This is a genomic window from Mycobacterium lehmannii, assembly GCF_002245535.1.
Lineage (GTDB): Bacteria > Actinomycetota > Actinomycetes > Mycobacteriales > Mycobacteriaceae > Mycobacterium > Mycobacterium lehmannii.
In genome coordinates this window covers 123535-147695 of record NZ_NKCN01000013.1, presented here as the reverse complement: position 1 = coordinate 147695, position 24161 = coordinate 123535, and the positions used below count along the sequence as shown (strand labels likewise).

Annotated in this window: 26 protein-coding genes, 1 pseudogene and 1 riboswitch; of the genes and pseudogenes, 16 read left to right on the top strand and 11 right to left on the bottom strand. The window is 68.2% G+C overall.

The window, feature by feature from the left end; translation table 11 throughout:
• Positions 1 to 26: 26 nt before the first annotated feature.
• Positions 27 to 812: an alpha/beta fold hydrolase gene (locus CEX87_RS16220; protein ID WP_094288096.1), complete on the top strand. Its 786-nt coding sequence runs from the start codon at positions 27 to 29 to the stop codon at positions 810 to 812.
• On the opposite strand, the gene CEX87_RS16215 is transcribed toward CEX87_RS16220, so the two are convergent.
• Complete coding sequence (locus tag CEX87_RS16215) at positions 786 to 1040, bottom strand: hypothetical protein (RefSeq protein ID WP_064399280.1); 255 nt, start codon at positions 1038 to 1040, stop codon at positions 786 to 788. The genes CEX87_RS16220 and CEX87_RS16215 overlap by 27 nt on opposite strands.
• A 71-nt stretch (positions 1041 to 1111) precedes the next feature.
• Here CEX87_RS16215 and CEX87_RS16210 point away from each other — a divergent pair, with 71 nt between their 5' ends.
• On the top strand, positions 1112 to 2107 hold the full coding sequence (locus tag CEX87_RS16210) for a GlxA family transcriptional regulator (protein ID WP_064425036.1): 996 nt from the start codon (positions 1112 to 1114) through the stop codon (positions 2105 to 2107).
• Positions 2108 to 2124: 17 nt separating this feature from the next.
• Here the strand turns inward: CEX87_RS16210 and CEX87_RS16205 are convergent, their stop codons facing one another.
• The gene (locus tag CEX87_RS16205; RefSeq protein ID WP_064399278.1) at positions 2125 to 2994 is read right to left on the bottom strand and encodes an HhH-GPD family protein; all 870 of its coding nucleotides are present in this window, start codon (positions 2992 to 2994) and stop codon (positions 2125 to 2127) included.
• Here CEX87_RS16205 and CEX87_RS16200 point away from each other — a divergent pair.
• Together CEX87_RS16200 and CEX87_RS16195 are read left to right on the top strand one after the other, a co-directional pair.
• Positions 2993 to 3613, top strand: a complete 621-nt coding sequence (locus tag CEX87_RS16200) for a carbonic anhydrase (RefSeq protein ID WP_064399277.1) — start codon at positions 2993 to 2995, stop codon at positions 3611 to 3613. The two genes, CEX87_RS16205 and CEX87_RS16200, sit on opposite strands and share 2 nt — an antisense overlap.
• 58 nt (positions 3614 to 3671) lie before the next feature.
• A complete protein-coding gene (locus tag CEX87_RS16195) occupies positions 3672 to 4433 on the top strand; it encodes a hypothetical protein (RefSeq protein WP_064419281.1) in 762 nt (253 codons plus the stop codon).
• 14 nt (positions 4434 to 4447) lie between these two features.
• Here the strand turns inward: CEX87_RS16195 and disA are convergent, their stop codons facing one another.
• The 3 genes from disA to CEX87_RS16180 form a co-directional block, all read right to left on the bottom strand.
• A complete protein-coding gene (disA, locus tag CEX87_RS16190; RefSeq protein ID WP_064399275.1) occupies positions 4448 to 5566 on the bottom strand; it encodes a DNA integrity scanning diadenylate cyclase DisA in 1119 nt (372 codons plus the stop codon).
• Positions 5567 to 5596: 30 nt separating this feature from the next.
• Positions 5597 to 6988, bottom strand: coding sequence for a DNA repair protein RadA (gene radA / locus CEX87_RS16185; protein ID WP_064399274.1), 1392 nt, complete (start codon positions 6986 to 6988; stop codon positions 5597 to 5599).
• 75 nt (positions 6989 to 7063) lie between these two features.
• Positions 7064 to 7630 carry a hypothetical protein gene (locus CEX87_RS16180; protein ID WP_064399273.1) on the bottom strand — a complete coding sequence of 189 codons (567 nt, stop codon included), beginning with the start codon at positions 7628 to 7630 and terminating at the stop codon, positions 7064 to 7066.
• Positions 7631 to 7970: 340 nt separating this feature from the next.
• Here CEX87_RS16180 and carD point away from each other — a divergent pair, with 340 nt between their 5' ends.
• From carD to rlmB, 4 genes are all read left to right on the top strand, one after another.
• Entirely contained in the window at positions 7971 to 8459 is a 489-nt protein-coding gene (gene carD / locus CEX87_RS16175; RefSeq protein ID WP_064425037.1) for an RNA polymerase-binding transcription factor CarD, read from the top strand.
• Positions 8460 to 8464: 5 nt separating this feature from the next.
• Positions 8465 to 8944 carry a 2-C-methyl-D-erythritol 2,4-cyclodiphosphate synthase gene (gene ispF / locus CEX87_RS16170; RefSeq protein WP_094288077.1) on the top strand — a complete coding sequence of 160 codons (480 nt, stop codon included), beginning with the start codon at positions 8465 to 8467 and terminating at the stop codon, positions 8942 to 8944.
• 78 nt (positions 8945 to 9022) lie between these two features.
• The gene (gene cysS, locus CEX87_RS16165; RefSeq protein ID WP_094288076.1) at positions 9023 to 10423 is read left to right on the top strand and encodes a cysteine--tRNA ligase; all 1401 of its coding nucleotides are present in this window, start codon (positions 9023 to 9025) and stop codon (positions 10421 to 10423) included.
• Entirely contained in the window at positions 10424 to 11368 is a 945-nt protein-coding gene (gene rlmB, locus CEX87_RS16160; protein WP_094288075.1) for a 23S rRNA (guanosine(2251)-2'-O)-methyltransferase RlmB, read from the top strand.
• On the opposite strand, the gene CEX87_RS16155 is transcribed toward rlmB, so the two are convergent.
• Both CEX87_RS16155 and CEX87_RS16150 read right to left on the bottom strand, forming a co-directional pair.
• Positions 11365 to 12603, bottom strand: coding sequence for an SLC13 family permease (locus CEX87_RS16155; protein WP_094288074.1), 1239 nt, complete (start codon positions 12601 to 12603; stop codon positions 11365 to 11367). The two genes, rlmB and CEX87_RS16155, sit on opposite strands and share 4 nt — an antisense overlap.
• Positions 12594 to 13514, bottom strand: coding sequence for an MBL fold metallo-hydrolase (locus tag CEX87_RS16150; RefSeq protein WP_094288073.1), 921 nt, complete (start codon positions 13512 to 13514; stop codon positions 12594 to 12596). The genes CEX87_RS16155 and CEX87_RS16150 overlap by 10 nt, the downstream gene beginning before the upstream one ends.
• 51 nt (positions 13515 to 13565) lie before the next feature.
• A riboswitch (cobalamin riboswitch) is annotated at positions 13566 to 13689 on the top strand.
• An 88-nt stretch (positions 13690 to 13777) separates the two neighbouring features.
• Here CEX87_RS16150 and CEX87_RS16145 point away from each other — a divergent pair.
• The 4 genes and pseudogenes from CEX87_RS16145 to CEX87_RS16130 all read left to right on the top strand — a co-directional run bounded on the left by CEX87_RS16145 (position 13778) and on the right by CEX87_RS16130 (position 17247).
• Positions 13778 to 14755: an ABC transporter substrate-binding protein gene (locus CEX87_RS16145; protein WP_094288072.1), complete on the top strand. Its 978-nt coding sequence runs from the start codon at positions 13778 to 13780 to the stop codon at positions 14753 to 14755.
• Positions 14752 to 15821, top strand: a pseudogene (locus CEX87_RS27985) (FecCD family ABC transporter permease). Before CEX87_RS16145 ends, CEX87_RS27985 begins: the two are co-directional and overlap by 4 nt.
• A complete protein-coding gene (locus CEX87_RS16135; RefSeq protein WP_233151398.1) occupies positions 15818 to 16600 on the top strand; it encodes an ABC transporter ATP-binding protein in 783 nt (260 codons plus the stop codon). The pseudogene CEX87_RS27985 and the gene CEX87_RS16135 overlap by 4 nt, the downstream one beginning before the upstream one ends.
• Positions 16597 to 17247 (top strand): (2Fe-2S)-binding protein, encoded by a 651-nt coding sequence (locus tag CEX87_RS16130; protein WP_094288092.1) that lies wholly within the window; start codon positions 16597 to 16599, stop codon positions 17245 to 17247. The genes CEX87_RS16135 and CEX87_RS16130 overlap by 4 nt, the downstream gene beginning before the upstream one ends.
• 1 nt (position 17248) lies before the next feature.
• On the opposite strand, the gene CEX87_RS16125 is transcribed toward CEX87_RS16130, so the two are convergent.
• Both CEX87_RS16125 and bluB read right to left on the bottom strand, forming a co-directional pair.
• Positions 17249 to 18007: a LamB/YcsF family protein gene (locus CEX87_RS16125; RefSeq protein ID WP_094288071.1), complete on the bottom strand. Its 759-nt coding sequence runs from the start codon at positions 18005 to 18007 to the stop codon at positions 17249 to 17251.
• Complete coding sequence (gene bluB / locus CEX87_RS16120; RefSeq protein ID WP_066810193.1) at positions 18004 to 18675, bottom strand: 5,6-dimethylbenzimidazole synthase; 672 nt, start codon at positions 18673 to 18675, stop codon at positions 18004 to 18006. The genes CEX87_RS16125 and bluB overlap by 4 nt, the downstream gene beginning before the upstream one ends.
• Before the next feature lie 31 nt (positions 18676 to 18706).
• Between bluB and CEX87_RS16115 the strand changes: the two genes are divergently transcribed.
• The 4 genes from CEX87_RS16115 to CEX87_RS16100 are packed head-to-tail and all read left to right on the top strand — an operon-like array spanning position 18707 to position 22449.
• Positions 18707 to 19660: a metal ABC transporter solute-binding protein, Zn/Mn family gene (locus CEX87_RS16115; protein ID WP_066810192.1), complete on the top strand. Its 954-nt coding sequence runs from the start codon at positions 18707 to 18709 to the stop codon at positions 19658 to 19660.
• Complete coding sequence (locus tag CEX87_RS16110; RefSeq protein WP_066810191.1) at positions 19647 to 20450, top strand: metal ABC transporter ATP-binding protein; 804 nt, start codon at positions 19647 to 19649, stop codon at positions 20448 to 20450. Before CEX87_RS16115 ends, CEX87_RS16110 begins: the two co-directional genes overlap by 14 nt.
• Positions 20450 to 21316, top strand: a complete 867-nt coding sequence (locus CEX87_RS16105) for a metal ABC transporter permease (protein WP_064399259.1) — start codon at positions 20450 to 20452, stop codon at positions 21314 to 21316. The genes CEX87_RS16110 and CEX87_RS16105 overlap by 1 nt, the downstream gene beginning before the upstream one ends.
• Positions 21317 to 21348: 32 nt before the next feature.
• Positions 21349 to 22449: a LacI family DNA-binding transcriptional regulator gene (locus CEX87_RS16100; protein WP_064399258.1), complete on the top strand. Its 1101-nt coding sequence runs from the start codon at positions 21349 to 21351 to the stop codon at positions 22447 to 22449.
• Here the strand turns inward: CEX87_RS16100 and CEX87_RS16095 are convergent.
• Together CEX87_RS16095 and otsB are read right to left on the bottom strand one after the other, a co-directional pair.
• Positions 22446 to 23384, bottom strand: a complete 939-nt coding sequence (locus CEX87_RS16095) for an aminoglycoside phosphotransferase/kinase family protein (protein ID WP_064399257.1) — start codon at positions 23382 to 23384, stop codon at positions 22446 to 22448. The two genes, CEX87_RS16100 and CEX87_RS16095, sit on opposite strands and share 4 nt — an antisense overlap.
• 2 nt (positions 23385 to 23386) lie before the next feature.
• Positions 23387 to 24139, bottom strand: a complete 753-nt coding sequence (gene otsB, locus CEX87_RS16090; RefSeq protein WP_064399256.1) for a trehalose-phosphatase — start codon at positions 24137 to 24139, stop codon at positions 23387 to 23389.
• Positions 24140 to 24161: the final 22 nt, after the last annotated feature.

Below are 24161 nucleotides of genomic sequence, written 5' to 3'. Positions count from 1 at the left end.
TCACCCGGAGGCACGATGATGTCGGGATGCAGTCACCAGGCGGTACGCGGGCCCCGCTCACCCACCGCGGCGGCAGGGGACGACCGCTCGTCCTGGTGCACGGGCTGATGGGGCGCGGCAGCACGTGGTCGCGCCAGTTGCCGTGGTTGACCCGGCTGGGTGAGGTCTACACCTACGACGCGCCCTGGCACCGCGGCCGCGACGCCGATGATGTCCGCCCCATCAGCACCGAACGGTTCGTCGCGGATCTCGGCGACGCGGTGGCGAGCATCGGCCAGCCCGCCGTCATGATCGGTCACTCGATGGGCGGCTTGCATTCATGGTGCCTGGCCGCGACGCGACCCGATCTCGTGGAGGCGTTGGTGGTCGAGGACATGGCGCCGGATTTCCGCGGCCGCACGACCGGGCCCTGGGAGCCGTGGCTGCATGCGTTACCGGTCGAATTCGATGCCGCCCAAAGGGTTTACGACGAGTTCGGTCCGGTGGCGGGTCAGTATTTCCTCGAGGCGTTCGATCGCATTCCGGGCGGCTGGCGCTTGCACGGCCGAACGGATGTCTGGATCGAGATCGCCGCGGAATGGGGCACCCGCGACTACTGGCGCGAGTGGCAGGCCGTCCGCGTGCCGGCATTGTTGATCGAGGCGGGTAACTCGGTCACCCCGCCGGGACAGATGGCCCGAATGGCGGAGTCCGGCCCGCACACGACGTATCTGCGGGTGCCCGAGGCCGGTCACCTCGTCCACGACGATGTGCCGCAGGCCTATCGGCAGGCGGTCGAGTCGTTTCTAGCGACGCTCTCCGAGCGCACCTGAGGAAGGCCAGACGGGGTGGCGCTCGAAACGGGTGCGGATCGCGTCGATGTCGCGCTCGAGACGCAACAGGTCGCGGTCGTCTTCGAACACCCGGCCTGCCATCGGCGCGGCCATGCGGAACTGATCGCGGTGCAACCGCAGGTACCCGGAGCGGCTGGCGGCCCAGGCGAACGCGGCTGCGACCGCGACCGGGAAAACGAGAACCAGAAGTGCCAGTAAAGTGCTCATGGCAGTAACTATTCGTCAGACAAAATCCAGCCAACAGTGGCAGCAATGACACTTTGCGATAAAATGCTGCCATGTCTATCAGGAGCGTATCGACGCTCGTCCTGGACGATCTGGCGATATTCGAGTTTGGCGTCATCTGCGAGGTCTTCGGCATCGACCGCTCGGGCGACGGCGTCCCCAACTTCGACTTCAAGGTGTGCGGTCCGGTTCCTGGCAAGCCGCTTCGCACCTCGGTCGGCGCGACGCTGACCCCCGACCACGGCCTGGACGACCTGGTCGGTGCGGACCTGGTCGCCATCCCGGCGATCGGAGGGTCGCAGTATCTGCCCGAGGCGTTGGCTGCCGTCCGGGCCGCCGCCGAGTCGGGATCGATCATCCTCACCGTGTGTTCGGGCGCGTTCGTCGCAGGCGCCGCCGGTCTCCTCGACGGAAGGAAGTGCACGACGCACTGGATGCACGCCGACGAACTCGCGCGCAGGCACCCGACGGCCAAGGTCGACCGCAACGTGCTGTTCGTCGACGACGGAAACCTGATCACCAGCGCGGGCACGGCGGCCGGTATCGACGCGTGCCTGCACCTGGTCCGGCGTGAGCTGGGCAGCGAGGTCACCAACAAGATCGCGCGCCGCATGGTGGTGCCGCCGCAACGAGACGGCGGTCAACGCCAGTACATCGACCAGCCGATCCCGGTGCGGTGTTCGGAACGCTTTGCACCGCACCTGGATTGGATACTGAGCAACCTCGACAAGCCGCACACGGTCGCCACCCTGGCCGCCCGCGCGCACATGTCGGCGCGTACTTTCGCCCGCCGGTTCGTGGAGGAGACGGGCCGTACCCCGATGCAGTGGGTGACCGACCAACGCGTGTTGTACGCACGAACCCTGTTGGAGGAGACCGATCTCGACGTCGACCGGATCGCCGAGCGCAGCGGTTTCGGGACAGCGACGCTGTTGCGGCACCACTTCCGCAGGATCATCGGGGTGACACCATCGGACTACCGTCGCCGGTTCTCATGCAGCACATGTGAACCCGAGACCAACACCGATACGGAAATGGCCTCGGCCTGACCTCGTGCCGTGCGCGCTCAGCCGCCCTCACCGGCGAGCGCGAAGCGGCCATCGGCGGTCTGTTCGACGAGGCCGTCGACCAGAAGCGAGTCCAGCGCGCGGTCGCGTTGTGCGGTGTCGGACAGCCACGCGACGTCCAGCTGGGCCCGGGTCACGGGAGAGGCGTTGTCCCGCAGGACATCGAGCAGTCTGCCGCGGACCTGCCGGTCGGTGCCCGCATAGCGTTGAACGCGCCGCGCCGGCGAGGTCGGCGCAGGGAAGCCCCGAGACCGCCACGCGCACGTACTCAGCGGGCACAGCCCGCACCGGGGCGCCCGCGCGGTACACACCGTCGCGCCCAACTCCATCAAAGCGATCGAGAACTTGGGCGCCAGAGCGGTTTCGGGCAGAAGGGCCTCGACGTCGGCAAGGTCGCGCGTTGACGACGCCGCGTCGGCGCGACCGTGCACGACCCGGGTCACCACCCGCCGGACGTTGGTGTCGACCACCGGTACCCGGTCGCGGTATGCGAAGCAGGCGATCGCCCGCGCGGTGTAGGCCCCGACGCCCGGCAGCGACAGCAGCGTCTCGACGTCCGACGGTACGACGTCGCCGTACTGCTCGGCGATCACCGTCGCGCATTCGTGTAACCGCTTGGCGCGGCGCGGATAGCCGAGCTTGCCCCACGCCCGCAGGATGTCTGCTGCGCTTGCCGCCGCGGTCGCCGATGGTGTCGGCCACCGCTGTACCCACGCGAGCCAGACCGGTTCGACGCGTGCGACCGGCGTCTGCTGCAGCATGAATTCGCTGACCAGGATCTGCCACGGGGTGACCCCCGGCCGACGCCACGGTAGATCTCGGTGTTCGCGGTCATACCAATCGACCAACTGGGGCACAATGTCGGTCATGCCCAACACCAGCCCAGTGACCGCGTGGAAAGCACTCAAGGAGGGTAACGAGCGCTTCGTCGCCGGCAAGCCCCTGCATCCCAGCCAAGGAATTGAGCACCGCGCCAGCTTGGCCACCTCGCAGAAACCCACGGCCGTCGTGTTCGGCTGCGGGGACAGCCGGGTGGCCGCCGAACTGATCTTCGACCAGGGGCTCGGGGACATGTTCGTGGTGCGCACCGCAGGGCACGTGATCGATGCGGCGGTGCTGGGCTCCATCGAGTACGCGGTCGCGGTGCTCGACGTGCCGCTGGTCGTCGTGCTCGGCCACGACAGCTGCGGGGCGGTGAAGGCGACGCTGGGGGCGCTCGACGAGGGCGTGGTGCCCGGCGGTTATGTCCGCGACATCGTCGAGCGCGTGATGCCGTCGATCCTGTTGGGCCGTCGCGACGGCCTGACCCGCGTGGACGAGTTCGAGGCCCGTCACGTCAGCGAGACCGGCTCCCAACTGCTGGCCCGCTCGACGACGGTGTCCGAGCGTGTGGCCGCGGGCGAGCTGGCGATCGTCGGCGTCACCTATCACCTCGCCGACGGCCGGGTGGTGTTGCGGGACCACCTCGGCGACATCGGCGAAAGCTGAGGGCGACACGCCGAGCGACCTCGACCGATAAGGCGTGACCTGGCCTTACCGTGAGCTTGTGCTGGATCTGGAACCGCATGGCCCGCTACCGACGCAGATTTACTGGCGTCGCAGGGCACTGGCGTTGGGCATAGCGGTCCTCGTGATCGGCGTGATCGCGGCCATCGTGGTCGTGGTCGTGAAGAACACCGGGGGCTCCGAGACGAAGGGCGCCGAGGCGTCCGCCCCCGCTGCGGCAGGCGAACCGACGCCGCTGCCGGGGGAGAACCCCGAGGTGAAGACGCCGGTGATGCCGCCGGCGCAGGACGCACCGCCCCCCACCCCGACACCCACCGCGGCCGTCACACCGCCGCCGATCCTCAACGAGGGCGACGACTGCCCCGACTCGACGCTGGCGGTCAAGGGCATCACCAACCAACCGCAGTACGTCGTCGGTGAGCAGCCGAAGTTCACGATGGTCGTCACCAACATCGGGCTCGTCGGCTGCAAGCGTGACGTCGGCGCGGCGGTGCTGGCCGCCTACGTCTACTCGCTGGACAACGCCCGGCTCTGGTCCAACCTCGATTGTGCGCCGTCGAACGAGACGCTGGTCAAGGCGTTCCAGCCCGGTGAGCAGGTGACCACCGAGGTCACCTGGACGGGCATGGGATCGGCTCCGGGCTGCCCGCTGCCGCGTCAGCCGATCGGGCCGGGCACCTACAACCTCGTCGTCCAGCTGGGCAATCTGCGGTCGGCCACGGTGCCGTTCATCCTCGCCGCGCCGCAGTCGCCGGAGCACGGCCAGGGCGTCGCCCCGCCGCCGGGACCCGTCCCCAACTGAGGTTTGGCGCGGATTCAGGCCAGCCGGTCGGCGATCGTCGACTCAGCCAACTGCGAAAGGCCTTCCCGGATGTGGCGCGCCCACATCGAGCCGATGCCCTCGACCGACTGGAGGTCGCCCGCGCTGGCCGCCAGCAGGCCCTGTAGCGAGCCGAACGAGCGAACCAGCAGGTCGACGTGCGCGAACTGCAGCCGGGGTATGCCGGCCATCGCGCGGTAGCCGCGCGAGCTCATCGCCGAATCTTGCGCCTCGATCGTCGACGGGTAACCGAAAACCCTTGCCAGCGTCGTGAAGTCGAGGAGCTCGCTGTCGGAAAGCCCGTCGAGCTCCTCGAGGGTGGCGCTCACCTGCGCTGCCGATGGAGGGTCCGGGTTGGCGTGATAGTCGCGCACGAGGAGCTCGCGGGCGGTGTCGTTGTCGCCGACGAGCTCGTCGAGCTGCAGTTTGAGCTGGCGGCCGTCTGTGCCGAGTTCGACCACGTACGAGTCGATTTCGAGGCTGATGCGGCGGACCATCTCGAGCCGCTGCACCACGGTCATCACGTCGCGCAGCGTGACGAAGTCTTCGATCTCGGCGGTCGAGAGCTGCCTGCTGACCTCGTCGAGACGCGTCTTGTACCGCTCGAGGGTGTCGATCGTCTGGTTCGCGCGCGACAGGATCGTCGCCGAGTCGGGGATGACGTGCCGCTCACCGGCGACGTACACGGTCACGATGCTCATCGAATGACTCACCGAGATCACCGGATAGCCGGTCTGGATCGCCGTGCGCTCGGCGGAGCGGTGCCGGGTTCCGGATTCCTCGGTGGGGATCGACGGATCGGGCACCAGTTGCACGTTGGCCCGCAGGATGTGGGCGCCGTCGCTGGACAGCACCACCGCGCCGTCCATCTTCGACAGCTCCCGCAAGCGTGTCGGCGCATAGCGGACGTCGAGGGAGAAGCCGCCGTCGCAGATGGCCTCGACGCTCTCGTCGTAGCCAATCACGATCAGGGCGCCGGTGCGGCCGCGCAGGATGCGCTCCAGGCCGTCGCGCAGCGCCGTTCCCGGGGCCAAGCGGGCGATCGTCTCGCGCATGGTGGGCCGCGCCAACGGCACCACCGTGCGTCCCGATCTGCCACCCGACTTCACGGCCATCGTCCCTCCCTAGGATCGGCCGTCATTGCTCTATCTTTGCTGATCTTTGCTGATATCGCGCAAAACTCGCAACGCAGAGCCGATGTCGTGGGCGGTGATCGCCCGCAATCCGGCGGGCACCGATGTCACGCCGGGTGGTACGACCGCCGATGCGAAGCCGAGCCGGGCCGCCTCGGCCAGGCGGCGGTCCATGCCGGTGACCCGCCGTAGATCGCCCGCCAGGCCCACTTCGCCGATTGCCACCGCGGCGGCCGGCACGGGCAGGTCCATCTTCGAAGACGCGATGGCCACCGCGATCGCCAGGTCCGCCGACGGATCGGTCAGCCTCATACCGCCCACGGTCGACAGGTAGATGTCGTGGGCGCCCACCGACAGGCCCGCGTGCTTGTCCAGGACCGCGGTGATCATCGCGGCACGCGAGGAGTCGATTCCGCTGACGGCGCGCCGGGCGGTCCCGTTCGCAGGCGGCCCGATCAGCGCCTGCACCTCTCCGATCAGCGGACGCTTACCGTCCAGGGTGACCGTGATCGCCGTTCCCGCAACGGGTTTGGGTCGTTGGTCGCGAAACAGGCCGGATGGGTCGGCCACGCCTTCGATCCCGTTGTCGTGCAGAAGGAAACAGCCGACTTCGTCCGCGGCGCCGAAGCGGTTCTTGATGCCGCGGACCATCCGAAGCGACGATGCGCGGTCGCCCTCGAAGTGCAGCACGACGTCGACGAGATGTTCGAGCGAGCGCGGCCCGGCGATCGCACCGTCCTTGGTCACGTGGCCGACGAGGATCAGCGCGACGCCGGATGTCTTGGCCGCCATCGTCAAAGCGGTGGTCACCGCGCGTACCTGGGTGACGCCGCCGGTGACGCCGTCCGCCTCGGTGGTGGACATGGTTTGCACCGAGTCGACCACCACCAGGCTGGGCTGCACCTCGTCGATGTGTGCAAGTGCTGTGCCCAGATCCGACTCCGCGGCCAGGTACACCTCGTCGTGAGTGCAGCGCGTGCGTTCCGCCCGCATCCGGATCTGGCCTGCCGACTCCTCACCCGAGAGGTACAGCGCCCGTTTCCCCGCCGCCGCCCACCGGTGCGCGACCTCCAACAACAGCGTCGACTTGCCCACGCCGGGATCACCGGCGAGCAGCGTCACCGATCCGGGCACCAGGCCGCCGCCGAGCACTCGGTCCAACTCGGTGACACCGGTGTGGCAGTGACGGGTGCGCCCGGGATCGATCGAGCTGATCGGCACGGCCGCTGAGGAGGGGGCGACTGAACGTCGCGCTCCGGCTCCGGCCACCGCGGACAACACGGCCACCTCGTCGACGGTGCCCCAGGTGCCGCATTCGGGGCAGCGGCCGACCCATTTGAGGGTTACGTGGTGGCACTCCGAGCAGCGGTACTGCGAGCGCGCTTTGGCGCCACTTTTGGCCACGCGTTGACGGTAGCCGTCGCCTCCGACAGACAGCGACAGAAACTCAGCGCTGAGCGGTCGTGTCGCGGACTTCGCTCAGTGCCCGCCGCCGTGTCCGCCCGCTTCGGCGGCTTCGCCTCGACGCGGCGCCTCACCGGCGGAGATCGGCACCCGCACGGTCGCCTCGCCTGCCTTCTGGAACTTGAACGTGAAGTCGTAGAGCAGGCCGTTGGTGATCGGCTTACTCAGGGTGACCATGGCTTCGGCGGCTTCTGCGGCCTCGACGCTCTCCAATGGGGTGATCTGCCCGTCCGGTGCGCCAACCGTGAGCATGCCGCCCGCGGGCACAGTGGTGTCACCGGTCAGGGTCACGGTGCCGACCTCGGAAGTGACCGACTCCAACTTGTCGGCCTCTTCAGGCGAGGTGTTGGCCGCCACGAAGATCAGCTCGACCTCTTTGCCCGGCCGGACGAAGTCGGTCACTTGCTCGGCCCGCAGGTGAACGTTGCGCAACGCGATCTCGCCGAGGTTCGCGCTGGTGCCGTTGACGGCCGGCTCCTGCGTGGTCATCTGGGAGACCTGTCCCGAACTGCAGCCGACGAGCGCCCCGCCCACGACAAAGGCAGCAGCCAACCCGCAGGCGGCCAGTTTGAAGCGGTCCACTCTTGCCTCCTGCTCGGCCCGTCGAAGCGACCGATCCGGTCGGTCGCGGGATTCGACTATGCAGAGTAGTAGGTGCGTGCGGGCGGCGGTAGCTGAGGTCCGGCACGTCGTCGGGAATCCGCGGGCGGCGCCGCGAAAGTGGCACCGGAAGTGCCACTGCCCCATGCGCGATGCCCCGCCCCAGCTACTGGATGGACGTCTCGAAGACGCCTGAGCCATGCATGGATTCGTCGGCGTGTCAACCCCTAACGTTCCCCCGAGGTGCCCCTGACCTGCACCGTTGGTCCACCCCTGTCTGGGCACCGTGCTAGCATTGAGGTGTGAAAGGGGCTCGAAACTGATGATTTTCAAGGTCGGAGACACCGTTGTTTATCCCCACCACGGTGCTGCGTTAATTGAGGCGATCGAAACCCGGACCATCAAAGGCGAACCAAAGGAATACCTCGTCTTGAAGGTCGCTCAGGGGGACCTCACGGTTCGAGTGCCAGCCGAGAACGCAGAGTATGTCGGGGTGCGCGACGTCGTCGGACAGGAGGGCCTGGACAAGGTTTTCCAGGTGCTCCGTGCCCCCCATACCGAGGAACCGACCAACTGGTCGCGGCGGTACAAGGCCAACCTCGAGAAGTTGGCCTCGGGTGACGTGAACAAGGTCGCCGAAGTGGTCCGCGACTTGTGGCGACGCGATCAGGAGCGTGGCCTGTCGGCGGGTGAGAAGCGGATGCTGGCCAAGGCGCGACAGATCCTGGTGGGCGAGCTTGCTCTCGCCGAGAACACCGATGACGAGAAGGCCGCGACCATCCTCGACGAGGCACTCGCCGCCGCTTCCTGAAGCCGATGACGAGCCTGCCAAGGGTCGGGCTCGGCACCGACGTACACCCCATCCAGGCGGGGCGGCCGTGTTGGCTGCTGTGCCTGCTGTTCGACGGGGCAGACGGCTGCGAAGGCCATTCCGACGGTGATGTCGCGGCGCACGCGCTCTGCGACGCGCTGCTTTCCGCGGCCGGTCTCGGCGACCTCGGCGAGGTCTTCGGCACCGGTCGCGACGAGTGGCGCGGCGCCGGCGGCGCCGACATGCTTCGGCACGTCCACGGGCTCGTCACCGATCAGGGCTTCCGAATCGTCAACGCGGCAGTGCAGGTGATCGGCAACCGTCCGAAGGTCGGTCCGCGCCGCATCGAGGCGCAGAAGCTCCTGTCCGAACTGCTCGACGCCCCCGTGTCCGTCAGTGCGACCACCACCGACGGCCTGGGTCTGACCGGCCGTGGTGAGGGTCTGGCGGCCATCGCGACCGCGTTGGTGGTCGACCGCGATTAGGCCTGTAAGCTGGCCCTTCGTGATTGGGGGCGAACGATTGGGTGCCGTGGATCAGACGAACGGTTGGGCGGTCAGCGCGTGACCGACCTGCGGCTGTACGACACCATGAGCGGTGCCGTCCGCGACTTCGTTCCCGTGCGCCCCGGGCACGCCTCGGTCTACCTCTGCGGCGCCACGGTTCAGGGTCTGCCCCACATCGGCCACGTGCGCAGCGGAGTTGCATTCGACGTGCTTCGGCGTTGGCTGATGGCCAAGGGCTACGACGTCGCCTTCATCCGCAACGTCACCGACATCGACGACAAGATACTCAACAAGGCCGCCGACGCGGGACGGCCGTGGTGGGAGTGGGCCGCCACCTATGAGCGCGCGTTCTCGGCCGCCTACGATGCGCTCGGGGTGATGCCGCCGTCGGCCGAACCGCGCGCCACCGGCCACATCACCCAGATGGTCGAGTTGATCGAGCGGCTGATCGAGCGGGACCACGCGTATGTCGGTAACGGCGACGTTTACTTCGACGTGCTCAGCCTGCCGGGCTACGGCAAGCTGTCCGGCCACAAGATCGACGACGTGCATCAGGGTGAAGGCGTAGCGACCGGCAAGCGCGACGAACGCGATTTCACCTTGTGGAAAGGCGCCAAACCCGGTGAACCGTCCTGGCCGACGCCATGGGGTCGTGGAAGACCGGGCTGGCATACCGAATGCGTCGCGATGTGCCAGGCGTATCTCGGCGCGGAGTTCGACATCCACGCCGGCGGCATGGACCTGGTGTTCCCTCATCACGAGAACGAGATCGCCCAGGCAGAGGCGGCCGGCGACCCGTTCGCCCGATACTGGCTGCACAACGGCTGGGTGACCATGGGCGGCGAGAAGATGAGCAAGTCGTTGGGCAACGTGCTCGCGATTCCCGCTGTGCTGCAACGTGTCCGGGCCGCGGAGTTACGCTATTACCTGGGCAGCGCGCACTACCGGTCGATGCTGGAGTTCTCGGAAACGGCGCTGCAGGACGCGGCGAGGGCCTACACCGGTATCGAGGACTTCCTGCACCGCGTGCGCAACCGGGTCGGCGCAGTCGTGCCCGGCGAGTGGACTCCGAAGTTCGCCGAGGCGCTCGACGACGACCTGTCCGTTCCGATCGCGCTTGCCGAGGTGCACGCAGCGCGCGCCGAGGGCAATCGCGCGCTGGACGCCGGTGACCACGAAACCGCCCTGACGCAGGCGATGTCGATCCGCGCGATGATGGGCATCCTCGGCGCGGACCCGCTCGACGAGCGCTGGGAGTCCAAGGACGAGACGTCGGCCGCACTGGCCGCGGTCGATGTGTTGGTGCGCGCGGAGGTCGAACGGCGCGAGGACGCGCGGGCGCGGCGGGACTGGGCCGAAGCCGACGCGATCAGAGATCGCCTCAAGGAAGCCGGGATCGAGGTCACCGACACCGGCGATGGTCCGCAGTGGACGCTGCTCGACGGGCACGCGAAGTAGATGGCCGGAAACTCCAAGCGCAGAGGCGCGGTACGCAAGCCGGGAACGAAGAAGGGGCCCACGGTCGGGTCCGGCGGCGTGCGGCGGCGCGGTCTGGAAGGTCGCGGCGCCACTCCGCCCGCGCACATGCGTCCCAACCATCCGGCGGCGAAGCGGGCGGCCAAGGCAGCGAAATCCCAGCCGCGTCGCCAGGGCAAGAAAACCGACGACACCGAGGTGGTGCTGGGACGTAATCCCGTTCTGGAGTGTTTGCGGGCCGGGGTGCCCGCGACGGCGCTGTACGTCGCGCTGGGCGCGGACGCCGACGAGCGGTTGACCGAATCTGTGCAGATCGCCGCCGACGCGGGCATCTCGATCCTCGAGGTCCCGCGCCACGACCTTGACCGCATCGCCGCCAACGGTCTGCATCAGGGTGTGGCGCTTCAGGTTCCGCCGTACTCGTACGCGCATCCGGACGATCTGCTCGCGGCCGTCACGGCCGAGGGCGCCTCGGCGCTGCTGGTCGCGTTGGACAATATCTCCGATCCGCGCAACCTCGGTGCGATCGTGCGTTCGGTGGCCGCGTTCGGCGGTCATGGCGTCCTGATCCCGCAGCGCCGGTCGGCCTCTGTGACCGCGGTCGCGTGGCGTACCAGTGCGGGTGCCGCCGCCCGGCTTCCGGTCGCGCGGGCCACGAATCTCACCCGCACACTGAAGAACTGGGCCGACGAGGGCCTGCAGATCGTCGGCTTGGACGCCGATGGAGATATCACGGTCGACGAACTGGACGGCTGCGGACCGATCGTCGTCGTGGTCGGCTCCGAAGGAAAGGGGCTTTCGCGCCTGGTGCGGGAGACCTGCGACGCCGTGGTCTCCATTCCGATGGCCGGCCCCACGGAGTCGCTGAACGCCTCCGTGGCCGCGGGCGTCGTGCTCGCCGAGATCGCGCGGCAGCGTAGAGGCTAGAGGCCGAACAACCGCAGCCCCACCCACAGACCGGTGACCGCGGCGACCAGCGTGGCGGGTACTGTGCACAATCCGATGCGGCTGAACTCGCCTGCGGTTGTTGCCATTGCGCGGCGTACGACGCTACGCCATAGCAAGTTGGCCAGCGAGCCGACATAGGTGAGGTTCGGCCCGATGTTCACTCCGATCAACACCGCCAGCACCGCGCCCGGCCCCGATGCCGACACCAGAGGCAGCAGCACCAGCACCGCGGGCAGGTTGTTGACGACGTTCGACAGCAGCGCCGCAACGGCCGCGATCCCGAGCAGGGCGAGCAGTCCGTGACCGCTGGGCAGCAGGCCGCGCATCGCGCTGTCGAGACCGTTGACCATGACGGCGTCGACCACGATGCCGAGGCACAGCACGAACAGCAGAAACGGCACATCGGCTGCCGCCACCATCCGCGCCACGGTCGTGTGGCGTCGCACCAGGCTCCGCCCGCCGAGCACCACGACTCCGCCGAGTGCCGCCCAGGCCGGTGAGACTCCGAGCATCGAGGTGACGACGAATCCCGCCAGCGTCAAGCCCAGCACGACAAGGGGAAACACGGGGACGTGCACCGTCTCGCCGGGCACCGGCTGAGGCGCGATCGAGAGCCGCTTCCTGAAAAGCCAACGCAGCACGACGAATTCGACGAGGATGGCCAACAGCCAGGGCAGTGTCATGAGCGCGGCGAAGTGCAGGAAGGTAATGCCCGCCGCGGTGAACGCCAGCAGGTTGGTCAGGTTCGACACCGGTAACAGCAGCGACGCGCTGTTGGCCAGGTGCGCGGTCGCATAGGCATGCGGCGTGGCCGGCACCGACAGCATGCGGGTGGTGGCAAGCACGACGGGGGTCAGCAAGAGCACGGTGGCATCCAGGCTCAGGACCGCCGTCGTCGCCGCGGCGATCGCGAACACCCCTGCCAGCAACCGGTTCTGGTTGCCGTCAGCGGCACGCGCCAACGCAGCACCCGCGGCGCGGAACACCCCTTCGTCGGCACATAGCCGCGCCAACACCAGAACGACCGCCAAGAAACCCACCACCGGCAACAGGCGACCGACCTCCGCGGCGGCCTCGTCCAGCGAGATGATGTCGGCACCGATCAGCAGCGCGGCCGCGGGTACCGCCACGACGGCTTCCGGCCACTTGTGCGGGCGGGCCACCGCGAAGGCCAGTACGACCGCCAGGGCGGCCAGGGCCAGGATCAGATCCACGGATCGGCAGGCTGCCACAGCGTGGGCAGGTGCAATGCGACGCCATCGTCGTAGGCCAACCGCGACAACACCCGCATCGAGACGTCGAGGTCGTCGGCTGCGTAGGGGAGCGCGCGCAGTGGTTCGTGCAGGGGACGGAAGAAGTCGTCCCAGTGGATGAGCACCACGCGGCGCGCGCCCACGGTCCGCACGGTCTCGTGCCAGTAATCACGCAGGTAGCGCTCCGGTTGCAGCCCGAGCTGGCCGACTCCGAGGTACACCACATCGGCGCGGTGTCCGGCCAGTGCGCCGGCAGCGAATCCCGCACTGCCGACGATCAGTAGACGACGATCCGACGGACGGTGGCGAACCAGCGTGGACCACGCCTCACCACACCGGTACGCCGACACCCTGACCGGCGGCACGACCGGACCGGTGATGACACCCGGAAACCGGTCGGGCGGGCAGTGATCCCCCTCGATGAGCGTGACCTCGTAAGCGCCCAGCGCGACGGGGTCGCCGGAACTGACCACCACGATGCGGTCCTCGGGCAGCCGGTGGCCGCGGCCCACGTGGGCGGCGGATTGGCCGCCGACGAGTCGCGCGCCGGTCCGCTCGGCGACAGCCGCGCTGTCCATCGCGTGGTCGTAGTGGGTGTGTACGGGAAGGACGGCCTCCAGCCGGTCGACCCCCAGGCGGGTGAGGCAGCCGTCGATGCGCGGTTGCGACGGTGACAGCCGCCGCAGCCCGACTTCGGGCAGGCTCGGGCGTGAGAAGAAACCGTCGGTCAGCAGCGCCGATTCGCCGTCGTCGATGAGCAGCGTCGTGACGCCCGCCCAGGTGACCCGCAGCCGCATGCCCGCGCCCGCCGGTGGGGTGTCGAAATAGCGCTCGTAATCCGCCAGGTTCGGCCTGCCGAGCTTGAGACGCATAGCGCCAACTGTAAGTGCGCCACTCGACTCTTCGGCCGTGTGGCAGGATCGTGCCCGACAGGCGATCGCGACTCGAGGAAGCCGGTGTGAATCCGGCGCGGTCCCGCCACTGTGACCGGCGAGGTCTTTGCGATCGAGCCGGGAGCCAGATACTCACCGCGGTCGCCTCCTCATAAGGCTGGGGCGGATTTCCCCGGTGAGGCTGACCTCGGCGTACCGAGAGCGCTTCCCGTGGCATCCGCGCACGACGGAAGGCACGGCATATGGCGCGTCGACATCTTGCGGCGGCGGTGATCTCGGCGCTGCTGCTCACGGCGTGCGGCACGGCGACCCCGCCGACCGGCGCCACCGCTGCCGAAGCCGTGGCGGGATTCCCGGTGAGCGTCACCAACTGCGGCGTCACCACGACCTACGACCGCCCACCGCGCCGGGCCGTGGCCTTGAACCAGCACTCGGTCGAGACGATGTTGGCGCTGGAACTTCAGAAGTCCATGGTGGGCACCGCATTCCTCGACGATCAGGTGCTGCCCGAATACCGCGACGCCTACGAGGCCGTACCGGTGATCGCCGAGGAGTACCCGTCGTACGAGACACTGCTCGCCGCCGAACCCGACTTTGTCTACGGCGGTTGGGAAAGCGCGTTCGACGAGAAGGAGGGGCGTGGACGCGAGCGGTTGCGCGATGTCGGCATCGACACCCACCTCAACCCTGAGAACTGCTCTTCTGAGCCGATGACGTTATCTGCGGTGGACGACGAAATACGCACCATAGGGCGGATATTCGGTGTCAGCGACCAAGCCGAGCGGGTGGTCGAACGCCAGCAGCGGAGCCTGCAGGACACCCGCAGGCGCGTGCGCGACCTGGCACCGGTCGAGGTGACTGTCTACGACAGCGGTGAGACCACCGTGTTCACCTCCGGCGGGCAGGGCATCGGCAACCAGATCATCGAATCCGCGGGCGGGCGCAACCTGTTCGCCGACGTACCGAAGGTGTGGGCCGACGTCTCGTTCGAACAGTTCGCCGAACGGGCGCCCGAGGTCATCCTGATCTACGACTACGGCAACCAATCGGTCGAGCAGAAGAAGCGGTTTCTGCTGGACAATCCGCTGCTGCAGCGGGTACCTGCCGTCCGCGACCAACGCTTCGCGGTGTTGCCGTTGTCCGAGATCACCGCAGGCGTGCGTGTCGGGCGCGCGACCAAATCCCTTGCTGAGCAGTTGCATCCGGAGCCATCCGGATGACGACAACCGCCCTGGACAAGCCGGCACGGTCCGTGACCCCGGGTCCGCAACGCCTTCCGTACGGCCTCGTGCTGACCATGCTCGCGGGGCTGCTTGTGGTGTGTGCGACCGCAGGGGTCACCATCGGGTCGGTGGCCCTTCCGCCCGGGCAGGTGTGGCAGATCCTGCTCCACCAGCTCAATCCGATGCTTGTCGACCCGACATGGCCGCCGGTGCGTGCCTCGATCGTGCTCGACGCACGGCTTCCCCGTGTTGCGCTGGCGGCGGTCATCGGGGCCGGCCTGGCGTGCTGCGGGATGGTGCTGCAGGCCGTCGTGCGCAACCCGTTGGCCGACCCGATGCTCTTGGGTGTGTCGTCGGGTGCGTCGGTGGGTGCGGTCGCGGTGCTGGTGGCCGGCGCAGGGCTCGGCTTGTTCGTGCTGCCGCTGGCGGCGTTCTCGGAGCGTTGATCGCGTTGTTCGCCGTCTACTTTCTCGCTCGTACCGGCGGACGGATGACGACGCTGCGACTGATACTCGCCGGTGTCGCGGTCGCGGAGGTGCTGTCGGCCGTCGCCAGTCTGCTGATCGTCACTTCGGACGACCCGCACAAGGCCCAGTCCGCGGTGCGCTGGATGCTCGGCGGCCTCGGTGGTGCCACCTGGTCGACGCTGTGGATCCCGGCTGTGGCCGTTGCCGTCGGTATCGCGGTGCTGCTCGCCGTCACCCGGCCGCTGAATCTGCTGTACAGCGGTGAAGAGGCCGCTGCGGCACTGGGTTTGGACGTCCATCGCTTCCGCGGGGCGATGTTCGTCGTGGTCGCGTTGATGGTGGGTGCCATGGTCGCGGTCAGCGGTGCGATCGGCTTCGTCGGCTTGATCATGCCGCATATCGTGCGGATGCTCGTCGGCGCCGACCACCGTCGCGCCTTGCCGGCGGCCGCGCTGCTCGGGGCCTCGTTCCTCATCGTGTGCGACATCGCCGCGCGAACCGTCGCGGCACCGGAGGAACTGCCCGTCGGCGTCCTGACCGCCCTCGTCGGCGGCCCGTACTTTCTGTGGCTGATGCGGCGCAAGGTGTCGGCGTGACTGGCGGAGTCCTCATCGACGAAGTGACGGTGACGAAGGGGCGAAAGACGTTGGTCCGCAACGTGTCCATGCGGGTGGAGCGCGGCGAGATGGTGGCCGTCGTCGGACCCAACGGCGCCGGTAAGACCACGCTGTTGCGCACTCTCTACCGTGCTCAGCGGCCGACATCGGGGCGCGTGCTGGTTGGCGGCGAAGACGTCTGGCAGATGCCGGCCAAGCGCGCGGCGCGCCGCATTGCGGCCGTGTTGCAGGACGCGCCGGGCGATTTCGCGCTCACGGTGTTCGACGTGGTCGCGATGGGCCGGACCCCGTACAAGCGCGCGTTCGACGGCGACAACGCCGACGATCGCCGCATCATCGCCGAGGCGCTCGAATCGGTGGATGTATCCGGTCTGGCGAACGAGCCGTTCGACCGGCTCTCGGGCGGTCAGAAGCAGCGCGTGATGATCGCTCGTGCGCTGACACAGAGCACCGACACGATCGTGTTGGACGAGCCGACCAACCACCTGGATCTGCGCCACCAGCACGATGCCCTGCACCTGCTACGGACCACCGGCGCCACCGTCGTCGCGGCCTTGCACGATCTCAATCTCGCTGCGGCATACTGCGACCGGGTCTGCGTTCTCGATACCGGCCGCGTGGTGTCGATCGGCACTCCCGCACAGGTCCTGACCGAGGACATGCTCGCCGAGGTCTACGGTGTCGCAGCCAGGGTCGGCCTCGATGCGGGCACCGATCGAATCCGGGTCGACGTGACACCCAAGGAGTGGACCCGGTGAGGATCGATGCTCAACTCACCGAGATCGCGCGCTTCGGAGGGTTCTTCGCCATCGCCCAGGGGAGCGCCGAAGCGGGTTGGCGGCCGGTGAACGCGTGCTACACCGAGGGATACCAGGACCTGATCTTGGCGACGGCTACGCGCTACCGCACCCGCGACCTTCGCATCAGTGCGTCGGCGGTGCAGTTGAGCCACGCGTCGAGGCTGTGGTCGCCGGTGCTCGCGTGCGCCGTCGCATACGGTGTGGTCCCCGACCTCACGAGCCTGCAGCGTGCGGAGGACAGCCCAGCACTGAGAGTTTCTGTCCCCGAAGGTGATCAGCTCGTCGGAGACCCGTCGGCCACGCTGTACCGCATCGTCGTCGAGGAGCACCTGGAGCGGTTGGCCGACGGGTTGCGTGTCAAGGTCGCACCGGGCCTGCTCTACGGCAACATCGCCTCGGCGTTGGTGGCCGCGACCCGAGCGCTCTACTCGGTGCGACCGCAGCTACGCGGTTCCGCGACCGCCCTGGCGCGGTCTCTGCTGGAGACCGGCAAGCTCACCGGAACCGGAACGGTCAAACACAACTTGGCTTTTCGTCGTCGAAGCTGCTGTCTGTACTATCGCGTGAGCGACGGATCGAAGTGCGGAGACTGTGCGTTGCGCTGAATCAGGTGAAGGGGGCGATCTTTATGCCCTCGGCCAACAGCCTGTCGCGTACCGCCGTCGCGATCTGCACGGCGCCCGGTGAATCACCGTGCACGCAAATCGAATCGACGGTGATCGGAATCGTCGAGCCGTCGACCGCGTCGACGCGCCCGTCCGACACCATCGACGCGATCCGGTCGGCGATGACGTCGGTGTCGTGCAGGACGGCACCGCGCTGGCGTCGGTCCACCAACCGGCCGTCGGGACGATAGGCCCTGTCGGCGAACGCCTCGGGCACCGTGCGTAATCCGAGCTGTTCGGCCTCGCGGAAGAACGCCGAGCCGGTGAGCCCGAGCACCGGAAGGGCGGGATCGACGTCGTGCACGGCCTCTGCGACCGCTCGGGCCTGATCGTTGTTGGTCACGATCGAGAAGTACAGCGCCCCATGAGGTTTGACGTAGGTGACGGTGGATCCGGCGGCGTGCGCGATCGCCTGTAGCGCGCCGATCTGATAGATCACGTCGGCCTTGAGATCCTCGGGTGTCGCGTCGATGAACCGGCGGCCGAATCCGGGCAGATCGCGATAGCTCACCTGCGCGCCGATCCGCACGTCGCGCTCGGCCGCCGCCCGGCATGCCCGCAAGAGCAGTGCCGGGTCGCCGGCGTGGAAGCCGCAGGCGACGTTGGCGCTGGTGACGATGTCGAGCATGGCATCGTCGTCGCCGAGGCGCCAGACCCCGAAGCCCTCACCGAGGTCGGCATTCATGTCGACGGTTCTCATGTCGGTAACTCCGCGGATGTCGATGATGGCCACCGGTTTTCGGCGACGAACTCGGTCAACGGACGTCCAGTCGTCCATTCGTCGATCTCGAGCTGGGGACGGTCCGGAAACTCGGGGACCGGGCCAAGGCACAGGATCGCTACGGGCTCAGCGCCGTTCGGCATGTAGAGCAACTCGGCGAGGCTGTCCGGTTCGAAGATCGACACCCAACCCATGCCGAGCCCCTCTGCGCGCGCCGCGAGCCACAGGTTCTGTATCGCGCAGGAGACCGAGGCCAGGTCCATGTGTGGAAGGGTGCGACGCCCGAACACATGCTCGTGTCTGCCTTCGCCCAGCGCGACGACGAGGAGTTCGGCGCACTCCAGGATCCCTTCGACCTTGAGAGCCAGGAACTCCTCGCCACGTGGCCCCAACGCCTCGGCGGTCCGCACGCGCTCCTCATCGACGAGGTCGTGGATGCGTGCCCGCAGCCGGTCGTCGGTGATCCGGACGAATCGCCATGGCTGCATCAAGCCGACGCTCGGTGCGGCGTGCGCGGCCTGCAGCAGCCGCACCAACACGTCTTCGGGTATCTGCGTGCCGGGCAGGAACCGGCGCATGTCGCGGCGTTCGGCGATCACCCGATAAACCGCGCGGCGTTCTTCGACGTCGAACGCGTGCTGGTTCACGCGGCCAGCTTAGTCCGTGCAGCGCCCACTAATGGAAACGGTTATCGTTATCGCTGTGATCACCCCCCGCATTGTCCGCACGATCCTCGCCAGTGCGGTGCTGGCCGCGCCGTTCGCTGTGGCGGCGTGCGCCGGCGGTGACGAGGCGGCCCAGGAGACGAGTACCGCTCCCTGTCCGGTCCGGCCGGTCGACGTGGTCGTCAGCGTGGATCAGTGGGGTGACATCGTCTCCCAGTTGGGCGGTGCCTGCGCGGAGGTCTCCACGGTGCTGGCCGGCTCGGCGGCCGACCCCCATGACTTCGAGCCCGCACCGTCGGATGCGGCGAAGTTCGACGGCGCGCAGCTCGTAGTCCTCAACGGTGGTCACTACGACGAGTGGGCGGTCAAGCTCGCCGCCAGCACGGCCCCTGAAGCGCCGGTCGTGGAGGCGATGGCCGTCGACCACGAAGACGGGGCCAACCCCCATGCCTGGTACGACCCCGCCGCGGTGACGGCGCTGGCCGACGCGGTCACCGCGCGACTGCGTCAACTCGCACCGGAGGCGGCGGGCTACTTCGACGAACGTCGCATCGCGCTCGCGGACAACCTCAAGCCGTACCATGAGCTCATTGATTCCCTGAGGGCCAAAGCGTCCGGCAAGAGCTATGCGGCGACCGAGACGTCATTCGATGACATGGGTGCGGCGCTCGGTCTGGCCAACCGCACCCCGCGCGGCTATCAGGTCGCGTCGTCCAACGACTCCGAACCGTCCCCGGCCGACCTCGACGCCTTCTTACAACTGCTGTCCGATCGCGGCGTTGACGTCCTGATCTACAACGTGCAGACCGAAGGCTCTGTCCCGCAACAGCTTCGGGCAGCGGCCGAACAGTCGGGGGTTCCGGTGGTCGAGATCACCGAGACGCTGCCCCCGGACGCCGATTCGTTCCAGAGCTGGCAGATCGACCAGTTGATCGCACTCGGCGAGGCGCTCGGTGTCGCCACCTAGTTCCGAACCTGAGGCGGAATCGGTCGTCGAGCAGACGGCGCTGACCTTTGAGGACGTCAGCGCGGCGCGCGGCGGGCGGCTGATCTGGTCGGAGGCGACGTTCGAGGTCCCCGCAGGCGGCATCGTGGCCGTCATCGGGTCGAACGGCGCCGGAAAGACGACGCTGCTGCAGATCGTGCTCGGCCTGGTGCCGCCGGCGTCCGGACACGTCCGCGTTTTCGGCCAACCGGCCGGTGCGCTCAACAAGTCGATCGGTTACGTCCCGCAGAACTACGCGTCGGCCTCCGGCGAGGCGATCCGGGCGCGCGACGCCGTGATGCTCGGCCTCGTCGGGCACCGGTGGGGTTTCGGGTGGCCGAGTCGTGCAGACAACCGTCGCGTGGACGAGGTGCTCGCCGCCGTCGATGCGACCGCGGTGGCGGACAAACGGCTCTCCCAACTCTCGGGCGGCCAGCGCCAGCGGGTCGCGCTGGCCGAGGCGCTGGTCGCCAAGCCCCGCATGTTGATCCTCGACGAGCCGTTGGCCGCACTCGATCTACGCAGCCAGCGCGAGATCGTCGCCGTGCTCGAGCGGATCAGCAAGGAGTTCGGCGTGACGATCCTGGTCGTCGCACATGACCTCAACCCACTGTTGGGCGTGTTGACCAGCGCCATCTACCTACTCGACGGACACGCGCACTTCGACACCTTCGACGGCCCCGTCGACGAGACACTGCTGAGCCACCTCTACGGCACCCGAGTCGAAGTCGTGCATACGCCGCAGGGCGATCTCTACGTGCGGAGGCCGTGATGAACACGACCATCGTCGCGCTTGGCTACCAAGACAATTGGTGGCCGATCCTCACGTCGTCCTTCATGCGCAACGCGCTGATCGGCGGCACGATCGTCGCCTTGGCCGCCGGCCTGATCGGTTACTTCGTCGTCGTGCGCAACACCGCCTTCGCCGCCCACGCGCTCGCTCACATCGGGCTGCCGGGCGCAACGGGAGCGGTACTCGTCGGCGTCCCCGTCGGGGTGGGACTCGGCGTGTTCTGCATCGGCGGCGCTCTGGTGATCGGAGCGCTGGGTCGCCGGGCGGCCGACCGCGAGGTGGCCACCGGGACCGTACTGGCCATGGCGACCGGTCTCGGGTTGTTCTTCAACTCGCTGGCGACCAAGAGTTCGAGCACGCTGACCAACGTCCTGTTCGGCAACCTGCTGGCGATCTCGCGGCAGCAGATCATCACGTTCGCGGTGCTGGTCGCGGTGCTGGGGGTGTGCATCGCGCTGATCTACCGGCCGCTGCTGTTCACGTCCGTCAACGCCCAGGTGGCCGACGCCAGGGGAGTGCCGGTGCGCGCGCTTTCGGTGGCGTTCATGGCGCTGCTCGGCCTGGCGGTGACGATGGCCGTGCAGGCAGTCGGCACGCTGCTGCTGTTCGCGCTCGTGGTCAGTCCCGCTGCGGCGGCGATCATGCTGACACCGCGACCGGGCAAGGCGATCGCCCTGTCCACGGCGTTCAGCCTCGCAGCGGTGTGGGTGGGTCTCGGGCTCTCGGCGATGTTCAACGCGCCGCCCAGCTTCGTGATCGTGACGGTCGCGTGCAGCGTCTGGGCGGTGGTGTGGGCCGGGCAGCGCGGGCTGCGACGAACCGCCGATCAGGTGCTGGTCACCTGAGCTCGAGGCGTGGTCGGCTACCCTCACGGAGCATGCCGAGGAGTCCCACGCCGCGACGGCGTGCCACGCTGGCTTCTCTGGCCGCCGAACTGAAGGTCTCCCGCACCACGATCTCCAACGCCTACAACCGGCCGGACCAGTTGTCGGCCGAACTCCGCGATCGCGTACTGGCCACCGCGAAGCGGCTGGGATACCCCGGCCCCGACCCGGTGGCGCGTTCGCTGCGCACCCGCAAGGCCGGTGCGGTCGGTCTGATGATCACCGAACCGCTCAACTATTCCTTCAGCGATCCAGCCGCACTCGACTTCGTGGCCGGCTTGGCCGAGTCGTGTGAAGAGGCCGGGCAGGGACTGCTGCTCGTCGCGATCGGCCCCAACCGCAGCGTCAGCGACGGGACGGCGGCGATCCTCGCCGCCGGGGTGGACGGTTTCGCCGTCTATTCGGCCTCCGACGACGACCCGTATCTCGCGACCGTCCAGCAGCGGCACCTGCCGATGGTGGTGATCGACCAGCCCAAGGACGTGCCCGGTGCCTCGCGCGTGTCCATCGACGACCGTGGCGCCATGTGCCAACTCGCCGAACACGTTGTGCAGCTGGGTCATCGGGAAATCGGCCTGCTGACGATGCGGCTGGGCCGGGATCGGCCGAAGGGCGGGGCAGGGCCCACGGTGGCCGACCCCCAACGACTGCAGACTCCGCACTTTCACGTACAGCGCGAACGCATCGCAGGGGTTCGTGACGCGATGACTGCAGCCGGGCTCGACCCCGAATCGCTGACCGTGGTGGAGAGCTACGAGCACCTGCCGACGTCGGGCGGGGCGGCCGCGGCAGTCGCCTTGGCAGCCAATCCCCGGCTCACCGCGTTGATGTGCACTGCGGACGTACTGGCCCTGTCGGCGATGGATTACCTACGGGCGCGGGGCATCTACGTTCCCGGCGAGATGACGGTCACCGGATTCGACGGAGTGCCCGAGGCGCTGCGGCGCGGTCTGGCCACGGTCGCACAGCCCAGCATCGAGAAGGGTCGCCGGGCGGGACGGCTGCTGCACCACCCGCCACGATCGGGTCTGCCGGTCGTGGAAGTCCTCGACACCGAGCTGGTCCGGGGCCGCACCGCGGGACCGCCCTCCTAGAGCGCGGTGACCGGTGGGGACGCCCGCCACTGCTCGACCATCGGTGCGATACCCGAGGTGAGCATCGGCAGCTCGGGAGCCATCGCCAGCGCCGCGACCATCGCGAGTCTGCCGGCCGCCTCGGTGATCCGCAGAACACGTTCATCGGTCGGGCGTAGCCCCATGGAGACCGCCGCCGCGTCGTAGGCGGCGAGCGCGTCGGCGCCCACCAACGCGAGATCCGATTCGACCGCACCGAGCGTCACGAGTTCGAAGTCCGACCACAGCTCGCCGTCCGGTGTGGTGATCATGTTGTGGTATGGCGCGTCACCGTGGATGGGCTGAACGTCGACATCCGGGAAGGCGGTCTGGAAGGCCGCGCGCGACGTCAACACTGGGCCGATGACGTCCCATTCACGTTGCGCCCGTTCGAGATCGGGCGTCGCGATGAGTTCCGGCAGGTCCCTCAATACTGCCAGCCCCTCCGGTATGTAGGAGCCGAACGGCGCCCAGAAATCCAGCTCCCCGTCGTAGTCGCGCAACGCGGCGTGTAGCTGCGCGGTCTGCTCCATGCGGCGACCCAAATCCGGGTTCGAATCGGGGACCTGCTCGACGAACTGCCAGAACGTCATCGACAACCCGTCGCGGCGAACGGGTTCGGCGGGCACCAGCGGGGTCGGTGCCACTACCGGATACCCGCGCTCGGCGAGCCAGCTGGTGACTTCGAGCTCTGCGCGCTGTTGTCGGGTCTGCACATCCGGATTTCGGGTGTACGACGGCGGTAGGACCGTGGGCACCCGGACGACGACCGGCTCGGGATGAAGGTGGACGATCACGGAGAACACGTCGTAGAGCACGCGGGGATCGTCGCTGCGCAGGCCGAGGTCGGCCCCGGCGGCGACGGCCGCGGCGACTGCGGAAGCGGTCCGCTCGGCGATCTCGGCGTCGGTCAGCACCGTCAACCCGATTGCGAGCGGCGCGCGTCGAGCAGGTAAACCAACGCTGCCGCAACGTCTTGCGGCGATTCGACACGGTAGGCCGCCAACGTGTCGCCCGGTCCTACCTTCACCCCGACGTCGTCACCGCGAAGACGGCGGAACGCCTTCTCATCGGTGACATCGTCGCCGAAGAACACCACGGCGTCCGCGTTCTCCTGCTCTCGCAGGATGTCGATCGCCTCGCCCTTGTCCGTCTGGATCACCGCAAACTCCAGCACTTCCTTGCCTTCGGTCAGCTGGGCATTCCAGTCGGTCGACGCCTCGCGAGCCGCGGAGAGCGCGGCCGCGCCGTCGTCTGCCGAGGCGTTGCGCACGTGCAGCGCGACGCTGGCCGGTTTGGTCTCGACCGTGACACCCGGCTTACCGGAGGCGATGTCGCGCAGCTCCGACGTGATGCGCTGCAGCGCAACGTCGTCGACCTCGTGCGTGAATCCCGTGTTGAACTCGGCGCCGTGGCTGCCGACGAGATGCACCGCAGGCGGCATGCCCGACAGCTCGCGCAGCACCTCGAGCGCGCGTCCGGAGATCAGTGCGGAAGCCGTGTCGGGCAGGTCGGCGAGCGCGACCAACGCGTCCGCGGCCTCGGCGAGTGGCCGGGCGTCGCCCGGGTTACTGACGATCGGCGCCAGCGTCCCGTCGAAATCGGTGGTGATCAGCAGCCGTGGCGCCGCAGCGGCCGAAGTGAGCGCGCGCTGCAGATCGGCTGGAAGCACTAGACCATCATCCCGGGTCGCT